This is a genomic window from Pseudomonas sp. AN-B15 (assembly GCF_019056475.1).
GTDB classification, from domain to species: domain Bacteria; phylum Pseudomonadota; class Gammaproteobacteria; order Pseudomonadales; family Pseudomonadaceae; genus Aquipseudomonas; species Aquipseudomonas parakoreensis.
In genome coordinates, this window is the sequence record NZ_CP049737.1 from 1,474,053 (window position 1) to 1,493,271 (window position 19,219).

Below are 19,219 nucleotides of genomic sequence, written 5' to 3' on the forward strand. Positions count from 1 at the left end.
ACAGTGTTGCGTTTATCGAATTGACGCTAAAACCCTCGGATCATTAATGTCGCGGCAGCGTCATCCGGCGCCGATATGAATGAGCCTGCCGGATTGTCGACTCCCATAATAATGACAAGAGGCAACTCACCATGCGCATGCTCCCCGACTGTCTCAACTCCGTTCCCTGTTGCCGGATTCACCGCAACGCCTGATCCCGACCTTCTATTCTTGTGACCGTGCCGCTCTCTGGCCGGCCGCCGTTCGACTGCGTTTTTTGCGTGGAATAAAAATAATGAACCAGCCTCAGTCCGCTGTAGGTAACTGCCTCGACGTGCAGACCTTCATCAATGCCCAACCGATCTCGCGCTATCAGTGGCGGGTGGTGATCCTGTGTTTCCTGATTGTGTTTCTCGATGGCCTCGACACAGCGGCGATGGGCTTTATCGCCCCGGCGTTGTCCCAGGATTGGGGCATCGACCGCGCCAGCCTCGGCCCGGTAATGAGTGCCGCGTTGATCGGCATGGTCTTTGGCGCTCTGGGTTCGGGCCCTCTGGCTGACCGTTTCGGGCGCAAAGTGGTGCTGGTCGGCGCGGTGCTGCTGTTCGGCGCTTTCAGCCTGGCCTCGGCCTACAGCACCAACGTCGAGCAATTGCTGGTGCTGCGTTTTCTGACCGGTCTCGGCCTGGGCGCCGGCATGCCCAACGCCACCACGCTGCTCTCGGAATACACCCCGGAGCGCAAAAAGTCATTGCTGGTGACCAGCATGTTTTGCGGCTTCAACCTCGGCATGGCCGGCGGCGGTTTCATTTCGGCGAAGCTGATCCCGGCGTTCGGCTGGCACAGCCTGCTGCTGATCGGCGGGATCCTGCCGCTGATCCTCGCGGTGGTGCTGCTGTTCTGGCTGCCGGAGTCGGCGCGTTATCTGGTGGTGCGCAATCGCGGCACCGAGAAAGTGCGCAAGACCCTGTCGCCAATCGATCCGGTCGCCGTGGCGCAAGCCTCGAGTTTCAGCGTTCCGGAGCAGAAAACCGTCAAGGCGCGCAACGTCTTCGCGGTGATTTTCTCCGGCACTTACAGTGTCGGCACTTTGTTGCTGTGGCTGACCTACTTCATGGGCCTGGTCATCGTCTATCTGCTGACCAGTTGGCTGCCGACCCTGATGCGTGACAGCGGTGCGAGCATGGAGCAGGCGGCGTTTATCGGCGCGTTGTTCCAGTTCGGCGGGGTGTTGAGCGCGGTCGCTGTCGGCTGGGCGATGGACCGCTTCAATCCGCACAAGGTCATCGGCACGTTCTACCTGCTGGCCGGGGTGTTTGCCTACGCGGTAGGGCAGAGCCTGGGCAATATCACGCTGCTCGCGACCTTGGTGTTGGTGGCGGGTATGTGCGTCAACGGTGCGCAATCGGCGATGCCTTCGCTGGCAGCGCGGTTTTATCCGACGCAGGGACGCGCGACCGGGGTGTCGTGGATGCTCGGGATTGGCCGGTTCGGCGCGATTCTCGGGGCGTGGATGGGCGCGACGTTGCTGGGGCTGGGCTGGAACTTCGAACAGGTGCTGACGGCGCTGGTGATTCCGGCGGGGTTGGCGACGGCGGCGGTGGTGATCAAAGGTGTGGTCAGTCATGCGGATGCGACCTGATATTTCGATGTAAAGCGAAAAGATCGCAGCCTTTGGCAGCTCCTGCATGTGAACGCGTAACCCTGTAGGAGCTGCCGCAGGCTGCGATCTTTTGGCGATCAACACGGAACGATAGGGTGATAACAATCCGTTCGATAAACGAACACTCAGTCGATTATCGGATTGTTTGGCGATTTTCTGCGGCTTAATCTGCAGTGACTCCGGCGCTGAACCTCGCGCCTTTTTCTCACTGGCGATTCACTACAAAAACGGGAGCCTGCTCCATGGCTGAGATCCTTTCGCTGCACGACGCGGTGAAGCAATTCGTCAACGACGGCGACACCGTCGCGCTCGAAGGCTTCACTCACCTGATCCCTACGGCGGCGGGTCATGAAATCATTCGTCAGGGCAAGAAAGATCTGACCCTGGTGCGGATGACGCCTGACCTGATCTACGACCAACTGATCGGTGCCGGTTGTGCACGCAAGCTGATCTTTTCCTGGGGCGGCAACCCCGGTGTGGGTTCGCTGCACCGTCTGCGCGACGCGGTCGAAAAGCAATGGCCGCATGCCCTGGAAATCGAAGAACACAGCCACGCCGACCTGGCCAACGCCTACGTCGCCGGCGCTTCCGGCCTGCCGTTCGCCGTGCTGCGGGCCTACGCCGGTTCCGACCTGCCGAAAGTCAATCCGCTGATCAAATCCGTGACCTGCCCGTTCACCGATGAAGTGCTGGCCGCGGTGCCGTCGGTGCGTCCGGACGTGACCGTGATCCACGCGCAGAAAGCCGACCGCCAAGGCAACGTGCTGTTGTGGGGCATTCTCGGGGTGCAGAAAGAAGCCGCGCTGGCAGCCAAGCGCTGCATCGTCACGGTCGAAGAAATCGTCGACAACCTCAACGCGCCGATGAACGCCTGCGTGTTGCCAACCTGGGCCTTGAGCGCGGTCTGCCACGTACCCGGCGGCGCGCATCCGTCCTACGCCCACGGTTACACCGAGCGTGACAATCGTTTCTATCAGGCGTGGGATCCGATCGCCCGTGACCGTGAGACGTTTACCGCGTGGATCAACGAATACATCCATGGCTGCGCTGACTTCAGCGCGTTCCAGGCCAAGTTGGCCGCTGCTTCGGAGGCCAAGTAATGACTTACACCACCAATGAAATGATGACCGTCGCGGCGGCCCGTCGCCTGAAGAACGGCTCGGTGTGCTTCGTCGGCATCGGCCTGCCGTCGAAAGCCGCCAACCTCGCGCGCCTGACGTCGTCGCCGGACGTGGTGCTGATCTACGAATCCGGCCCGATTGGCGCCAAGCCCAGCGTGCTGCCGCTGTCGATCGGTGACGGCGAGCTGGCGGAGACCGCCGACACCGTCGTGCCGACCGGTGAGATTTTTCGCTACTGGCTGCAGGGCGGGCGCATCGACGTCGGTTTTCTCGGCGCGGCGCAGGTCGACCGTTTCGGCAACATCAACACCACCGTGGTCGGCGACTACCACGCACCGAAAGTACGCCTGCCGGGTGCCGGTGGCGCGCCGGAAATCGCCGGTTCGGCGAAGAGCGTGCTGATCATCCTCAAGCAGTCGGCGCGTTCGTTCGTCGACAAGCTCGACTTCATTACCTCGGTCGGTCACGGCGAGGGCGGCGATTCGCGCAAGCGTCTGGGCCTGCCGGGCGCCGGTCCGGTCGGGATCATCACCGACCTGTGCATCATGGAGCCGGAAGCGGGCACCCACGAATTCGTGGTCACCGCTCTGCATCCGGGCGTGACCCGTGAACAAGTGGTCGCCGCCACCGGTTGGGCCATTCGTTTTGCCGACAACGTGGAAACCACGGCGGCACCGACCGAGGTCGAACTGACCGCGCTGCGCGATCTCGAAGCGCGCACCGCCGCCGCCCACGGCCAGGCACCGGGAGAAGCATGATGCGTGACGTGTATATCTGCGACGCAATCCGTACGCCCATCGGCCGCTTCGGCGGTGGACTGGCCGCCGTCCGTGCCGACGATCTGGCCGCTGTGCCGATCAAGGCGCTGATGGAACGCAATCCGTCGGTGGACTGGAATGCAATCGATGAAGTGTTCCTCGGCTGCGCCAACCAGGCTGGCGAAGACAACCGCAACGTGGCCCGCATGGCGCTGCTGCTGGCGGGCTTGCCGGAGAGCGTGCCGGGCGTGACCCTCAACCGTCTCTGCGCTTCGGGCATGGACGCGGTTGGTACTGCGTTCCGTGCCATTGCCAGCGGCGAGATGGAGCTGGCGATTGCCGGCGGCGTCGAGTCGATGTCCCGCGCGCCGTTCGTGATGGGCAAGGCGGACGCAGCGTTCTCGCGCAACATGAAGCTGGAAGACACCACCATCGGCTGGCGTTTCATCAATCCGCTGATGAAGGCCCAGTACGGCGTCGATGCGATGCCGCAGACCGCCGACAACGTCGCCGACGACTATAAGGTGTCGCGCGCCGACCAGGACGCGTTCGCCCTGCGCAGCCAGCAACGCACCGCCGCTGCACAAGCGGCGGGCTACTTCGCCGAGGAAATCGTCGAAGTGCGGATCGCCCACAAGAAGGGCGAAACCGTGGTCAGCCAGGACGAGCATCCACGCGCCGACACCACGCTTGAAGCGTTGGCCAGATTGAAGCCGGTCAACGGCCCGGACAAGACGGTTACTGCCGGCAACGCGTCCGGCGTCAACGACGGTGCTGCTGCGCTGATTCTTGCGTCTGCCGAGGCGGTGAAGAAACACGGCCTGACCGCCCGCGCCAAAGTGCTCGGGATGGCCAGCGCCGGCGTTGCGCCGCGCGTCATGGGCATCGGCCCGGTGCCGGCGGTGCGCAAACTGATCGAGCGTCTTGGTGTGGCGGTCAGCGATTTCGATGTGATCGAACTCAACGAAGCCTTCGCCAGCCAGGGTCTGGCGGTGCTGCGTGAATTGGGTCTGGCCGACGATGCGCCGCAGGTCAACCCGAACGGTGGCGCAATTGCCTTGGGCCATCCGTTGGGCATGAGCGGCGCGCGACTGGTGCTGACCGCGCTGCATCAGCTGGAAAAGACCGGCGGCAAGAAAGGTCTGGCGACCATGTGCGTCGGCGTCGGGCAGGGTCTGGCCCTGGCCATCGAACGCGTCTGACGCAGCGCGTCGACTGATAAGAACAGAGGAAAGCGAAATGACTGACAAGCCTGGCTACCGTCGTCCGCAGGAAGGCACCCAGCCTGAATACCTGCACCCGACGTATCAATCCACCAACCTGCGCTCGCCGTCCAAGCCGTTGGTGTTCCTGCCGCATTCGTTGTCGGAGATCACCGGCCCGACCATCGGTGCCGAACGTGTCGCCGACAAGGACAACGACCTGACTGCCCAGCACGACGGCGAGCCGTTGGGCGAGCGCATCATCATTCACGGCCGTGTGCTCGACGAAAACGGTTTGCCGGTGCCAGGGATTCTGGTGGAAATCTGGCAGGCCAACGCCGCCGGCCGCTACAACCACCAGCGCGACCTGCACGACGCGCCGCTGGACCCGAACTTCACCGGCACCGGCCGCACCGTAACCGATGCCGACGGCTGGTATCAGTTCCAGACCATCAAGCCCGGCGCCTATCCGTGGGGTAACCACCACAATGCGTGGCGCCCGGCGCACATTCATTTCTCGCTGTTCGGGCCGAGCATCCTCACCCGTCTGGTGACGCAGATGTACTTCCCCGGCGACCCGCTGCTGGCCTACGATCCGATCTACAACTGCGTGCCGGACACCTCCGCCAAGGAACGTCTGATCGCCGCTTTCGATCTGGAAAAAACCATTCCGTCCTACGCCCTCGGCTATCGCTGGGACATCGTCTTGCGCGGCCGCGACGCCACGCCGATGGAGAAATAAGATGACGCTGACTGCCACCACGTCCCACACCGTCGGGCCGTACTACCACATCGGCCTGACCTGGCTGAATCGCGAAAACCTCGCGGTCGAACAAACCCTCGGCGAGCGCGTGGCGATCACCGGCCAAGTGGTTGACGGCAACGGCGATGTGGTCAACGACGCGATGCTCGAAGTCTGGCAAGCCAACGCTGCCGGCAAGTACGCACACCCGGAAGACGAGCAGGACAAACCGCTGGACCCGCATTTCGAAGGTTTCGGCCGGGTGCCGGTGGACGCCGAAGGGCGCTTCCGTTTCACCACGATCAAACCGGGCACGGTCGAGGGCCTGAAGGGCACGACCCAGGCGCCGCATCTGGTGGTGCTGGTGTTTGCCCGTGGCTTGGTCAAGCACTTGCTGACGCGCATCTACTTTGAAGGTGAGCCGGCGAACGTCAATGATCCGCTGCTCGAATGTGTGCCGGCCGAGCGACGCGCCACGTTGCTGGCGAAGCCGGATGCGGCAGGGGTTTATCAGTGGAATGTGATTTTGCAGGGCACTGAGGCGGAGACGGTGTTTTTCGATTATTGATCGCAGCTCATTCCGTTGGAGTGAGTTTGTGGTGAGGGGATTTATCCCCGATGGGCTGTGAAGCAGCCCCAAGACCGGATTTCACGGTGAAACTGACACACCGCGTCTGCCGGATTTGCGAGTGCTGCGCACTCGATCGGGGATGAATCCCCTCGCCACAAAAGCCCTCTTTCAGAAGAGGGGCTGTGTAATGCCTCGTGGATATATCTGTGGAACGGGACTGTTGCGAAGTGTGTCTAGACTCTCACCTGTCCCTTCAGAGTAAAAAACAATGACAACTACCACCGCTCATTACACCGGCGAGGAGCGCAGCAAGCGCATCTTTGCGATTGTCGGTGCCTCGTCCGGCAACCTGGTCGAATGGTTCGACTTCTATGTCTATGCCTTCTGCGCGATCTATTTCGCCCCAGCGTTTTTCCCTTCCGACAACCCGACAGTGCAACTGGTCAATACGGCCGGGGTGTTCGCTGCCGGGTTCTTGATGCGCCCGATTGGCGGCTGGATCTTCGGGCGGCTGGCGGACAAGAAGGGCCGCAAGACCTCGATGATGATTTCGGTGCTGATGATGTGCTTCGGCTCATTGCTCATCGCCTGCCTGCCGACTTACGCCAGCATCGGCGTCTGGGCACCGCTGCTGTTGCTGTTCGCGCGTCTGCTGCAAGGCCTGTCGGTGGGCGGCGAGTACGGCACCACCGCGACCTACATGAGTGAAGTTGCGCTCAAGGGCCAGCGCGGCTTTTTCGCCTCGTTCCAGTACGTGACCCTGATCGGCGGCCAACTGCTGGCGGTGTCGCTGGTGGTGATCCTGCAACAGTTCCTCAGTGAAGATGAACTGCGTGCCTACGGCTGGCGGATTCCGTTTGTGGTCGGTGCGGTGGCGGCGGTGATTTCACTGTTCCTGCGTCGCTCCCTGAAAGAAACCACCAGCAAGGAAATGCGCGAGAACAAAGACGCCGGCAGCATCCGCGCACTGTTCCGTGATCACAAAGCCGCGTTCATCACCGTGCTGGGTTACACCGCCGGTGGCTCGTTGATTTTCTACACCTTCACCACGTACATGCAGAAGTACCTGGTGAACACGGCCGGCATGCACGCCAAGACTGCCAGCTACATCATGACCGGCGCGCTGTTCCTGTATATGTGCATGCAGCCGTTGTTCGGCATGCTCGCCGACAAGATCGGTCGACGTAATTCGATGCTCTGGTTCGGCGCGCTCGGTACGTTGTTCACCGTGCCGATCCTGCTGAGCCTGAAAAGCATCAGCAGCCCGATTCTGGCCTTCGTGCTGATCACCGTGGCGCTGGCGATCGTGAGTTTCTACACCTCGATCAGCGGCCTGGTGAAAGCCGAAATGTTCCCGCCGGAAGTCCGCGCCCTCGGCGTCGGTCTGGCCTATGCGGTGGCCAACGCGATCTTCGGCGGTTCGGCGGAATACGTGGCCCTGAGCCTGAAAGCCGGGGGCATGGAAAACGCCTTCTACTGGTACGTCACGGTGATGATGGCAGTGGCGTTCCTGTTCAGCCTGCGCCTGCCGAAACAGGCGGCGTACTTGCACCACGATCTGTAAACCGATGTGCGCGGGCCGCATAGGCCCGCGCCGGCAAGGACTGTTTATGACTCAGCGACCGGGCAATCAATTGTTCGATGCCTACTTCACGGCCCGCGACATGCGCGAGGTGTTCTGCGATCAGGGCCGGGTGCAGGCGATGCTCGATTTCGAAGCGGCGCTGGCCCGGGCCGAGGCGCGGGTCGGGGTGATTCCGGCGTCCGCCGTCGCGCCGATTGCCGCCGCTTGCGACGCCGGTCTGTATGACTTCGCGGCGCTGGGCGAGGCGATTGCCACCGCCGGCAACTCGGCGATTCCACTGGTCAAGGCGTTGGGCAAGCAGATCGCCGCGCGCAGTGCCGAGGCCGAGCGTTATGTGCATCTGGGCGCCACCAGTCAGGACGTGATGGATTGCGGGCTGGTCCTGCAATTGCGTCAGGCGCTGGCACTGGTTGAAAGCGACCTGGCAGCGCTCGCCGAATCGCTCGCCACTCAGGCCCAACGGCATGCGGCCACGCCATTGGCCGGGCGCACCTGGCTGCAACACGCCACGCCGGTCACCTTCGGGATGAAAATCGCCGGATGGCTCGGCGCGGTGACCCGCAGCCGTCAGCGTCTGCGCGAACTCAAGCCACGGCTGCTGGTGCTGCAATTCGGCGGTGCTTCCGGCACCCTTGCGGCGCTCGGCGAGCAAGCGCTGCCGATCGCGCAAGCGCTGGCCGAAGAGCTGCAATTGGCCTTGCCTGAACAACCTTGGCACACCCAGCGTGATCGCCTCGTCGAGTTCGGCGCGGTGCTTGGTTTGATCGCTGGCAGCCTCGGCAAGCTCGGGCGCGACGTCAGTCTGTTGATGCAGACCGAAGCGGCGGAGGTGTTCGAGCCGTCGGCGCCGGGCAAAGGCGGTTCGTCGACCATGCCGCACAAGCGCAATCCGGTGGGTGCGGCGGTGTTGATCGGTGCGGCGACGCGGGTGCCGGGGCTGGTCTCGACGTTGTTCAGCGCCATGCCTCAGGAGCACGAACGCAGCCTCGGTCTGTGGCATGCCGAATGGGAAACCCTGCCGGAGATCTGCTGCCTGGTGTCCGGTGCGCTGCAACAGGCGCGCTTGCTGGCCGATGGGCTGGAGGTCGATTCCGAACGCATGACGCGCAATCTCCAATTGACCCAAGGGCTGGTGCTGGCCGAAGCGGTGAGCATCGTCCTCGCCCAGCGGGTCGGCCGCGACACCGCGCATCACTTGCTCGAACAATGCTGCAAACGCGCGGTGGCCGAGCAGCGCCACCTGCGTGCGGTACTTGGTGACGAGCCGCAAGTGACCGCCGAACTGAGCAGCACCGAACTGGATCATCTGCTCGATCCCGCGCATTACCTCGGCCAGGCGCAAACCTGGGTCGAGCGCGCGGTGGCCGAACACAACGCATTGTCTGTCTGAAAGGAGAGGGCTGTGGCTTTCGTTCAACTCGCCGATGGCGAACTGCATTACGTTATTGAAGGCCCGGTCGACGCACCGGTGCTGGTGCTGTCCAACTCGCTGGGCACCGACCTGCACATGTGGGACGCGCAGATGCCGGCGTTCACCGAGCACTTCCGGGTGCTGCGTTTCGACACCCGTGGTCACGGTCAATCGCTGGTGACGCCGGGGCCGTACAGCATTGAGCAATTGGGCCGCGACGTGCTGGGTCTGCTGGATGCGCTGCATATCGAACGCGCACATTTCTGCGGCTTGTCGATGGGCGGGTTGATCGGCCAGTGGCTGGGGATCAATGCCGGTCATCGTCTGCACAAACTGATCGTGTGCAACACCGCCGCGAAGATCGGTGATCCATCGGTGTGGAACCCGCGCATCGAAACCGTGCTGCGTGATGGCCCGGCAGCGATGGTCGCACTGCGTGATGCGTCGATTGCCCGTTGGTTTACCCCGGATTTTTCGGCGGCCAATCCGGCCGCGGCGAAGAAGATCACCGACATGCTCGCGGCGACTTCGCCTGAAGGTTATGCGGCCAATTGCGCAGCGGTGCGCGACGCCGATTTCCGCGAGCAACTGGCCTCGATCAATCTGCCGCTGCTGGTGATTGCCGGCACCGAAGACGCGGTGACGCCACCGTCTGGCGGGCATTTCATTCAAGAGCATGTGCGCGGCGCCGAGTACGCCGAGTTCCCTGCCGCGCACCTGTCCAACGTGCAGGCCGGTGCCGCATTCAGTGATCTTGTGTTGGCGTTTCTGAACGCTCAGTGAGGAAGTTTTTGTGGACGAGAAACAACGTTATGACGAAGGCATGCAAGTACGCCGTGCGGTGCTGGGCGATGCGCATGTCGATCGCAGCCTGACCACACTGACCGAGTTCAACTCGGAATTCCAAGAGATGATCACCCGTCACGCCTGGGGCGACATCTGGACCCGCCCGGGCCTGCCGCGGCATACCCGCAGCCTGATCACCATCGCCATGCTGATCGGGATGAACCGCGAAGGCGAACTGAAACTGCATTTGCGCGCAGCGGCGAACAATGGCGTAAGCCGGGGCGAGATCAAGGAAGTGATCATGCAGAGCGCGATTTATTGCGGGATTCCGGCGGCCAATGCGACGTTCCATCTGGCGGAGTCGGTGTGGGATGAGCTTGGGATTGAGTCTCGGGAGTAAGCATCAGAATCAAAAGATCGCAGCCTGCGGCAGCTCCTACATTGGAATGCACTCCCCTGTAGGAGCTGCCGCAGGCTGCGATCTTTTGATCTTCAAACGTTGGCCACAATGAAAATCCGCTTGAACGGAAACAGCGTCTGCCCGTTTTTCTCCGGCGGATAATACGCATGCACGCGCATCAGGAAGTGGTAGATAAACCGCGCCTGCTCCTGTGACGTCAGCGCCTGCATCACTGGCCGCAACGCCGAGACCTTGATCCAGTCGTACACCGGCGACTTGCCGTCAACCACTTGCAGTTGCTCGGTTTCCCAGATGTCCAGTGACGTGGTCAGCGGCGCCAGCAAGCGGTAGTAATCCTCCAATGCCAACAACGGACGCGCGGCCATGCGCCGGCGCAGTTCTGGTGTGCCGATGGGGGTGTGTCCCGGGCCGGCATCGTCGAGGGTGTCGAGCATCAGTCGATACCACAAGGCATCGCGCCAGTCCGGCATATGTGCTGCCAGACAGCCACCGGGCTTGAGATGACCGAGCAGGCGCGGCAGCAGTTGTTGATGATCGCCAATGAAATGCAGCACCGCCGCCGCGAGCAGCAGGTCGGCGGGTTGCTCGGGGTGCCAGTCGAGCAAGTCGCACTCTTGCCAGCGGGCGTCGATCGGCAGACATCGGGCCTGATCCAGCATCTGCCGTGAGCTGTCGACGCCCAGCAACTGCGCTCGCGGCCAGCGCTCGGCCAGCAACTGCGTGGCAATGCCGGTGCCGCAGCCCAGATCATAAATGCGTTCGGGGTCGTGCAGATCGACACGGTCGAGCAGTTCGTTGACCGGGCGTTGCCTGAGACGGGAGAACTGCTGGTACGCCTTGGCGTCCCAGTGGGTGCAGGCGTTCCCTGCCGTTTCGAGTTTGGCGCTCATGAGGAGGTCCTCTCTGGCGGATTACAGTTGTCGTCCAATGACGTTGAGGGTTTTCAGGACAACGGCCACGCCTTTGCGTGTGTCCTCTTCATTCAGCAGTTTGAGCAACGCCAGAGTGCCCGGCGCCGCTGACTGTGCCGATATCTCGGCTTTGGCCACGCGCACTGCATTACTGACTGCCCAGGTGGCGGCAGTGCTGTTCTCGAACAATTGCGCGAGCTTTTCCACCATGGCCGCGTCGAGCAGATCGGTGATATCGGACACCAGGGAAAGCAGGTCGACAATATTCTCCAGGCGTCCGCCGTCGATTAACGGCTGCAGTTTTGCCATCAGGGCCGTGAACCCGGGCGTGGCTGATATTTCCTCGGGCATGTGCATGAGCAATCACTCCTCCCTGTGCAGGGTCAAAGCATTCCCCGGGCCACCGCCCAGTAAAGACCGCGATTGAAACCGTTTCTGAGCAGGCCGCCCAATTTGGTCGGGGGTGTCGGCAATACATCGTGGGCGTAGTCGTACCACAGGGGCATCCCGGCATTCAGGCCCATTTGTGCTACCGCTTGTACCCGACCGTCGTATACCGAGTTGGGTGCGCCAAGACGGATCTGGGCCGTGATGTTGTTGGCGCTCACTGGTGCCTGGTTATGACAGGCGCCGCCGGCCTTGCTGACCGGCAGGTCGACGGTGTCGCCGATCACGTAGACATTCTCCAGACCGTAGACTTGCAGCGTTTCGTGATTGGTCGGCAGCCATCCTTCATCATTGGCGGCTTGCGAGATGCCGCACTCGCGCACCACCTCGACGGCCTGGATTGGCGGAGTCGCCATCAGGATGTCGAAGGGTTGCGCATCGCCCTCGGCCGAGTAGGCGACTTTTGCATCGGGATCCACACGGCTCAGGGTGAAGCCACGCTGAAACTGAATGTTTTTCCGGGCAAAGATGCTCGGCAGAATTTCACCCGTGGGGCGCTGCAAGAACAGACAATTGCGCAATAGCTGGGCAACTGTCGGGTAGGTGTAGATGATTTCCACTTGCTCGCGAACGCCCCGGCGACGCAACAAATCATCCAGCATCAATGTCGTTTCCACGGGCGCGATGCCGCATTGGTGCGGGACATTGGGTGTCTGCGGGAAGGACACGGTAATGAAAATCCGGCCCTTTTCGATGGTGTTCAGGCGTTGCGCCAGTTGCCGGGCAGGAAGGTATTGATAGAAGTGGTCGCCGGCTTCCTGCAGACCCTCGATGCGTTCCGGCGCCGGCACGCAGCCGGTGGCGATCACCAGAAAATCATAGTCGAAGCGTTTGCCGGTTCGGGTGCGCAATTGCTGCCCGGAAATGTCGAAACGGGTGACTTCTTCAACGTGGAAACTGATTTCCGGGCGCAACAGTGAGCGTTCCGGACGCTTGAGTTCCTCTTCGAAGAACTGGCTGAACGCCACATACATGAACGCAGGTTTGTAGTAATGATCGGGGGAACTGGACAGTAATGTGATCGAGACGTCGCCGCGTAGAACTTCCGGATACAGCTTGCCGACCAGTTGATTGGCCAGCATGGTTCCGCCTACACCGCCACCGACGATAACTATTCGCTTGCTCATACCTGACCTCCGTGGCCAAGGCAGCTTCGCGTACAGCATCCGGAGATAACGGAAGAAAACTAAGGGCTCCTACAGCGGGCTGGAGAGTTTACACACCTCTTTCACTGTATCTGTGCCTCGACAAATCGCCAGTCCGGGCTGACCAGTGGTTGAGGCCGGCGCCACTCATGCAGCGCCGGCGTGGGGATCAGAGCAAGCTGATCGGATAGCTGATGATCAGGCGGTTTTCGTCGAACTCGTTGTTGCTGAAGTCGCGGCGCATGGTCGAGTTGCGCCAGCGCACGTTGAGGTTGCGCAGGGTACCGCTTTGTACGGTGTAGCCCAGTTCCGATTCGCGGCCCCATTCCTTGCCGTCGGTGATGGTGCCAGTGTGCACGTTGTCGCCGCTGATGTAGCGGTTCATCAGGGTCAGGCCGGGAATGCCCAGGGCGGCGAAGTTGTAGTCGTGGCGCACCTGCCAGGAACGTTCCTGAGCATTGTCGTAGCTGGAGTTGTAACTGTCGTTGGCCAGGGTGCCGCCGCTGGTGCCGTTGACGCGCATCCAGGCGCTGTCGCCAGTGAGTTTTTGCAGGCCGACATAGAAGGTGTTGCCGCCGTAGCGGGCCGAGAACATCCCCGACCAGGTCTTGTTGTCGAGTTCGCCGGCGCGGGCGCTGCCGTCATCCTTGCCGTAGAAGAAGCCGAGGTTGGCGCCCAGCGTCCAGTCACCGAGGGGCTGGCTGTGGGTCAGATTGACGTATTGCTGGCTGTAAATGTCTTTGAGTTCGGCGTTCCACAGACCGATCTGTGTCCGTTTTTCGTTGAACTGGTATTCACCGCCCTGGAAGTTGAAGCGATCAGAGGTGAACGCCGCTTTGCCGACCATCGACATGTCGCTCATGCTGCTGTCGTCGCGCGGGCTGTTGGCGCGGAACTGGCCGCCGTAGAGGGTCAGGCCGTTGATCTCCTTCGAGGTGATCTGGCCACCACGGAAGGTTTGCGGCAGCGAACGACCGTCGTCCGAACGCAGGATCGGCAGCACTGGCATCCATTCGCCGACCTTGATTTCGGTCTGCGACAGCTTGGCCTTGAACGCGACGTTGGTGCGGCCGAAGTTGTCCGCCGGACGCCCGTCGTGATCCAGCGGCAGCAGTTGCGTGCCGCCGGTGCCTTTACCGCCATCGAGCTTTACCGAATACAGGCCGAGCACGTCCATGCCGAAACCGACGGTGCCCTGGGTGAAACCGGATTTGGCGTCGAGGATGAAGTTCTGCGTCCACTCTTCAGCCTTGCCCTGCGCCTTGGTCGGGTTGGTGAAGTTGCGGTTGATGTAGAAATTGCGCAGGTTCAGGTTGGCGCTGGCGCCCTCGATAAAACCGGCTTCTTCGGCTGCGGCGGGCAGGGCGGCGCCGGTCAGGGCCAGGGCGATCAGGCCGGGGAGTGCGTACGGCGCAGTGGGATGAGTCATCGCAGGGTCTCTTGTTATTTTTTTGGGGACGAACGGGTTCGCTGCCGCCACTTTGGGGGCGAGCACAACAATGCAGATCAGGAATGAAGCGGCGGCGATCAGCCGGGCGGGACAGGGCGCGGAAGCATGGTATCGAACCTGTTGTTATTGGTTTTGTGGAGCGAATGGTGCGGGGGGCGGATGTGTTGATTCAATTGGTAAAAGCGGGTTCTGGGCGATTATCGAACGCAAGATTCAGTTGGATTTCAGGGTGTCTGTGAAGGCCTCATCGCTGGCAAGCCAGCTCCCACAAGGATCTTCAGTGAACACATATTTTGCGGACCCCTGAAAACCTGTGGGAGCTGGCTCGCCAGCGATGGGGTCAGTGCAGGCACCTAAACTTTTCCTGAGGCAACAAAAAGCCCACCAATCGGTGGGCTTCCTGATTTCACCTGATGATGATCAGAACAGCTTCATCTTCGGTGCTTCTTCTTTCAGCGGTTCGTTCTGCGCGGTCTGCGCATTCCAGCCACCCCCCAGGGCCTTGTACAGGTTGACCGCACTGGTCAGCTGCGCGAGGCGGTCGGTGATCAGGGCCTGTTGCGCGCTGAACAACTGACGCTGGGCGTCGAGGAAGGTCAGGTTGCTGTCGACACCGATGCGGTAACGACGCTCGGCCAGGCGGTAGTAATCCTGGTTGGCCGCGACGAAGTCACGCTGCGCTTGCAACTGCTCGGTGTAGGTCTGGCGGGCGGCCAGGCCGTCGGCGACTTCCTGGAAGGCGGTCTGAATCGACTTCTCGTAGTTCGCCACGCCAATGTCCTTCTGGATCTTGGCGTAGTCGAGGCTGGCACGCAGGCTGCCGGCGTTGAAGATCGGCAGGTTGATCTGCGGCTGGAACAGCCATGTGCCCGAACCACCTTTAAACAGACCGGACAGGTCCGGGCTCAGGCTGCCCGCATTGGCGGTCAGGCTGATGCTCGGGAAGAACGCTGCACGGGCGGCGCCGATGTTGGCGTTGGCCGCTTTCAGGTTGTACTCGGCTTGCAGGATGTCCGGACGACGTTGCAGCAGATCCGAAGGCAGACCGGCCGGTACGTCGCTGAGCAGATCATCCGACAGCGGTTTGGCCGCTTGCAGATTGGCCGGGATGCCGGTGCCGAGCAGCAGGGTCAGGCTGTTCTCGTCCTGAGCCACCTGACGGGTGTACTTGGCCAGTTGCGCCCGGGCGTTTTCCACCGAGGTGCGCGACTGCGCCAGGTCCAGCGCCGAGGCCACACCGACTTCGTTGCTGCGGCTGGTCAGCTTGTAGCTTTCTTCGAAGGCACCGAGGGTGTCTTGCGTCAGCTTGAGCAGTTCCTTGTCGGCCTGCCAGGTCATGTAGGCGTTGGCCACACTGGCCACCAGACTGATCTGGGTGCTGCGACGCGCTTCTTCGGTGGCGAAGTATTGTTGCAGCGCTTGTTCGCTCAGGCTGCGCACCCGTCCGAACAGGTCGAGTTCGTAGGCGCTGATGCCGACGGTCGCGGTGTAGGAACTGGTGATCGTCGAATCACCGGTCTGCGACGCTCGTGCCGGAACCCGCTGACGGCTGCCGCTGGCATTGGCCGATACGGCCGGGAACAGATCCGCTCGCTGGATGCGGTATTGAGCCGCGTAAGCGTCGATGTTCAGCGCCGCGACACGCAGGTCGCGGTTGTTTTCCAGTGCCACCTGGATCAGCTGCTGCAGGGCCGGGTCATGGAAAAACTGCTTCCAGCCCTGCTCGGCAGCGGCTTGCGCCGGCGCCTGGGCCGGCGAATAGGCCGGCCCTTGCGGGTACTGACCTGCGACAGGAGCCTCAGGCTGCTGATAATCGGGGATCAGCGAGCAACCGCTCAGCACGAAGGCGGCGACTGCGATGGAGAGTAGCGACTTGCTCATTGGCCAGCCTCTTTAGGAGTTTCAGTCGTCTCGTCCGGATCGGCGATTTTGCGCTGGCCCATGGACGAAACCGTGACGAAGAACAGTGGGACCCAGAAGATCGCCAGGATCGTGGCCGTGAGCATACCGCCAATCACGCCGGTACCGATCGCATGCTGGCTACCCGAACCTGCGCCCGTGGAGATCGCCAACGGTACTACACCGAGAACGAACGCCAGCGAGGTCATGATGATCGGTCGCAGACGCATGCGGCACGCTTCGATCGCCGCATCGCGCAGACTGCGCCCTTGTTCATGCAGCTCCTTGGCGAATTCGACGATCAGAATGGCGTTTTTAGCTGCCAGACCGATGGTCGTCAACAGACCCACCTGGAAGTACACGTCGTTGGACAGCCCGCGCAGGCTGGTGGCCATCAGCGCGCCGATGATCCCCAGCGGTACCACGAGCATCACGGCGATCGGAATCGACCAGCTCTCGTACAGCGCCGCCAGACACAGGAACACCATCAGCAGCGACAGGGCATACAGCGCTGGCGCCTGCGAGCCGGACAGCCGTTCCTCGTAGGACAGACCGGTCCAGGAGATACCGACACCGGCCGGCAGCTTCTTGGCAATCGCTTCGACTTCGGCCATCGCTTCACCGGTGGAGTAACCCGGCGCCGGAGAACCGAGGATCTCCATCGCTTCCACACCGTTGTAGCGTGCCAGTTTCGGCGAACCGTAGATCCACTCGCCCTTGGCGAATGCGGAGAACGGCACCATGGTCCCGGCGCTGTTGCGTACGTACCACTTCTTCAGGTCTTCCGGGCTCATGCGAGCGCCAGCCTGACCTTGCACGTACACCTTTTTCACCCGACCGCGGTCGATGAAGTCGTTGACGTAGCTACTACCGAAGGAGATCGACAGGGTGCTGTTGATGTCGGAAATGCTCACGCCCAGGGCGCGGGCCTTCGCATCGTCGATTTCCAGGTGGTATTGCGGCTCATCGTTCAGACCGTTCGGACGCACCTGGTAGAGCACCTTGCTCTGCGCGGCCATGCCGAGGAACTGGTTGCGCGCTTCCATCAGTTTTTCGTGACCGATACCGGCGCGGTCCTGCAGGAACACGTCGAAACCGGTGGCGTTACCCAACTCCAGTACCGCTGGCGGGGCGAAGGCAAACACCATCGCGTCGCGGAAGCTGAAGAAGTGCTGCTGGGCGCGCTGGGCCAGGGCAAACACGCTGTTGCTCGAATCACGCTCGTGCCACGGCTTGAGCATGATGAACGCCAGACCCGAGCTCTGCCCACGACCGGCGAAGTTGAAGCCGTTCACGGTGAACACCGAAGACACCGCCCCCGCTTCTTTATCCAGCAGATACGAACGCATTTCGTCGATCACGACCTGGGTTCGTTCGGCACTGGAACCCGCTGGAGTCTGTACCTGGGCGAACAATACGCCCTGGTCTTCTTCCGGCAGGAACGCAGTCGGAATGCGGGTGAACAGCCAGATCATGCCGACCACGATCAACAGGTAGGCCAACAGATACGGCGCCTTGCGCTGCAGGATGTTGCCAACGCCGCGCTCGTAGCTGCGCACGCTGCGGTCGAAGTTGCGGTTGAACCAGCCGAAGAAGCCTTTTTTCGGCGTGCCGTGCTCGCCTTTCGGGATGGCCTTGAGCATGGTCGCGCAGAGCGCCGGGGTGAAGATCAGCGCAACCAGCACCGACAGGGCCATGGCCGAGACGATGGTGATCGAGAACTGACGGTAGATCACACCGGTGGAACCGCTGAAGAACGCCATCGGCAGCAATACTGCCGACAGCACCAGAGCGATACCGACCAGCGCGCCCTGGATCTGCCCCATGGACTTCTTGGTCGCTTCCTTCGGTGACAGGCCTTCTTCGGCCATCACCCGCTCGACGTTTTCCACCACGACGATAGCGTCGTCCACCAGCAAGCCGATGGCCAATACCATACCGAACATGGTCAGGGTGTTGATGCTGAAACCGGCAGCCGCGAGGATGCCGAACGTGCCGAGCAATACCACCGGCACGGTCATCGTGGTGATGACGGTGGCGCGGAAGTTCTGCAGGAACAGGAACATCACCAGGAACACCAGCGCGATCGCCTCGACCAGGGTTTCAACCACACCCTTGATCGACTCGGTCACCACTGGCGTGGTGTCGTACGGGAACACCACTTCCATGCCTTGCGGGAAGAACGGCTTGAGTTCGTCAATCGTCTTGCGCAGCGCCTTGGCGGTGTCGAGGGCGTTGGCGCCGTTGGCCAGTTTGACCGCCAGACCGGACGACGGCTTGCCGTTGAACTGCGCCGAGATGGTCGAGTTTTCACCACCCAGACCGACGTCGGCGACATCGCCGATGTGCACTTGCGAACCGTCCTGGTTGACCTTCAGCAGAATCGCCTTGAACTGCTCGGCAGTCTGCAGACGGGTCTTGCCGATGATCGTGGCGTTCAGTTGCTGGCCTGGCAGCGCCGGCAAACCGCCGAGCTGACCGGAAGACACCTGAACGTTCTGCGCCGAAATCGCGCTGCTGACATCAGCGGGGGTCAGGTTGTACTTGTTCAACTTGGCCGGATCGAGCCAGATGCGCATCGCGTACTGGGCACCGAAGACCTGGAAGTCACCGACACCGGCAGTCCGCGAGATCGGGTCCTGCATGTTCGACACGATGTAGTTGGACAGGTCGTCCTTGGTCATGCTGCCGTCACGCGATACCACGCCGATCACCAGCAGGAAGTTCTTCACTGCCTTGGTCACGCGGATACCCTGTTGCTGCACTTCCTGCGGCAGCAGCGGGGTCGCCAGGTTCAGCTTGTTCTGCACCTGAACCTGCGCGGTGTCGGAGTTGGTGCCTTGCTCGAAGGTCGCGGTGATGGTCATGCTGCCGTCGGAGTTACTTTCCGAAGACACATAACGCAAGTTGTCGATACCGTTGAGCTGTTGCTCGATCACCTGGACCACGGTGTCCTGCACGGTTTGTGCCGAAGCACCCGGGTAGGTCACGGAGATCGCGATGGCCGGAGGCGCAATGCTCGGGTATTGGTTGATCGGCAATTTGAGGATCGAGAGTGCCCCGACCAACATGATCACCAGGGCAATTACCCAGGCGAAAATCGGACGGTCGATAAAAAATTTCGACAT

16 protein-coding genes are annotated in these 19,219 nt (G+C 61.8%); 10 read left to right on the forward strand and 6 right to left on the reverse strand.

The features are described from left to right. Positions 1–274: 274 nt before the first annotated feature. The 10 genes from GTQ41_RS06735 (at position 275) to pcaC (ending at position 10,218) form a co-directional block, all read left to right on the forward strand. Complete coding sequence (locus GTQ41_RS06735; RefSeq protein ID WP_047292142.1) at positions 275–1,621, forward strand: MFS transporter; 1,347 nt, start codon at positions 275–277, stop codon at positions 1,619–1,621. 263 nt (positions 1,622–1,884) lie between these two features. After that, the gene (locus GTQ41_RS06740) at positions 1,885–2,742 is read left to right on the forward strand and encodes a CoA transferase subunit A (RefSeq protein WP_047292145.1); all 858 of its coding nucleotides are present in this window, start codon (positions 1,885–1,887) and stop codon (positions 2,740–2,742) included. Continuing rightward, the gene (locus GTQ41_RS06745) at positions 2,742–3,521 is read left to right on the forward strand and encodes a CoA-transferase subunit beta (RefSeq protein ID WP_007963157.1); all 780 of its coding nucleotides are present in this window, start codon (positions 2,742–2,744) and stop codon (positions 3,519–3,521) included. Before GTQ41_RS06740 ends, GTQ41_RS06745 begins: the two co-directional genes overlap by 1 nt. Further along, positions 3,518–4,723: a 3-oxoadipyl-CoA thiolase gene (gene pcaF / locus GTQ41_RS06750; protein WP_179294935.1), complete on the forward strand. Its 1,206-nt coding sequence runs from the start codon at positions 3,518–3,520 to the stop codon at positions 4,721–4,723. The genes GTQ41_RS06745 and pcaF overlap by 4 nt, the downstream gene beginning before the upstream one ends. A gap of 37 nt (positions 4,724–4,760) precedes the next feature. Beyond that, positions 4,761–5,465 carry a protocatechuate 3,4-dioxygenase subunit beta gene (gene pcaH / locus GTQ41_RS06755; RefSeq protein ID WP_007963162.1) on the forward strand — a complete coding sequence of 235 codons (705 nt, stop codon included), beginning with the start codon at positions 4,761–4,763 and terminating at the stop codon, positions 5,463–5,465. Between the two features lies 1 nt (position 5,466). Beyond that, positions 5,467–6,033 (forward strand): protocatechuate 3,4-dioxygenase subunit alpha, encoded by a 567-nt coding sequence (gene pcaG, locus GTQ41_RS06760; protein WP_047292153.1) that lies wholly within the window; start codon positions 5,467–5,469, stop codon positions 6,031–6,033. Between the two features lie 271 nt (positions 6,034–6,304). After that, positions 6,305–7,600: an MFS family transporter gene (locus GTQ41_RS06765; RefSeq protein WP_041070509.1), complete on the forward strand. Its 1,296-nt coding sequence runs from the start codon at positions 6,305–6,307 to the stop codon at positions 7,598–7,600. A 46-nt stretch (positions 7,601–7,646) separates the two neighbouring features. Beyond that, on the forward strand, positions 7,647–9,011 hold the full coding sequence (locus GTQ41_RS06770; protein WP_047292156.1) for a 3-carboxy-cis,cis-muconate cycloisomerase: 1,365 nt from the start codon (positions 7,647–7,649) through the stop codon (positions 9,009–9,011). 12 nt (positions 9,012–9,023) lie between these two features. After that, positions 9,024–9,815, forward strand: a complete 792-nt coding sequence (gene pcaD, locus GTQ41_RS06775) for a 3-oxoadipate enol-lactonase (protein ID WP_047292159.1) — start codon at positions 9,024–9,026, stop codon at positions 9,813–9,815. A gap of 10 nt (positions 9,816–9,825) precedes the next feature. Next, positions 9,826–10,218 carry a 4-carboxymuconolactone decarboxylase gene (gene pcaC / locus GTQ41_RS06780; protein ID WP_047292161.1) on the forward strand — a complete coding sequence of 131 codons (393 nt, stop codon included), beginning with the start codon at positions 9,826–9,828 and terminating at the stop codon, positions 10,216–10,218. Between the two features lie 92 nt (positions 10,219–10,310). On the opposite strand, the gene GTQ41_RS06785 is transcribed toward pcaC, so the two are convergent. The 6 genes from GTQ41_RS06785 to emhB form a co-directional block, all read right to left on the reverse strand. Next, a complete protein-coding gene (locus GTQ41_RS06785) occupies positions 10,311–11,129 on the reverse strand; it encodes a methyltransferase domain-containing protein (protein WP_047292163.1) in 819 nt (272 codons plus the stop codon). Positions 11,130–11,150: 21 nt separating this feature from the next. Beyond that, positions 11,151–11,507, reverse strand: coding sequence for a DUF1641 domain-containing protein (locus GTQ41_RS06790; RefSeq protein WP_095667329.1), 357 nt, complete (start codon positions 11,505–11,507; stop codon positions 11,151–11,153). Between the two features lie 26 nt (positions 11,508–11,533). Beyond that, a complete protein-coding gene (locus GTQ41_RS06795; RefSeq protein WP_217325469.1) occupies positions 11,534–12,724 on the reverse strand; it encodes an FAD/NAD(P)-binding oxidoreductase in 1,191 nt (396 codons plus the stop codon). A gap of 187 nt (positions 12,725–12,911) precedes the next feature. After that, positions 12,912–14,171 (reverse strand): OprD family porin, encoded by a 1,260-nt coding sequence (locus tag GTQ41_RS06800; protein ID WP_047292167.1) that lies wholly within the window; start codon positions 14,169–14,171, stop codon positions 12,912–12,914. Positions 14,172–14,612: 441 nt separating this feature from the next. Further along, positions 14,613–16,073 (reverse strand): efflux RND transporter outer membrane subunit EmhC, encoded by a 1,461-nt coding sequence (gene emhC / locus GTQ41_RS06805; protein WP_047292168.1) that lies wholly within the window; start codon positions 16,071–16,073, stop codon positions 14,613–14,615. Continuing rightward, positions 16,070–19,219 (reverse strand): efflux RND transporter permease subunit EmhB, encoded by a 3,150-nt coding sequence (gene emhB / locus GTQ41_RS06810; RefSeq protein ID WP_047292171.1) that lies wholly within the window; start codon positions 19,217–19,219, stop codon positions 16,070–16,072. The genes emhC and emhB overlap by 4 nt, the downstream gene beginning before the upstream one ends.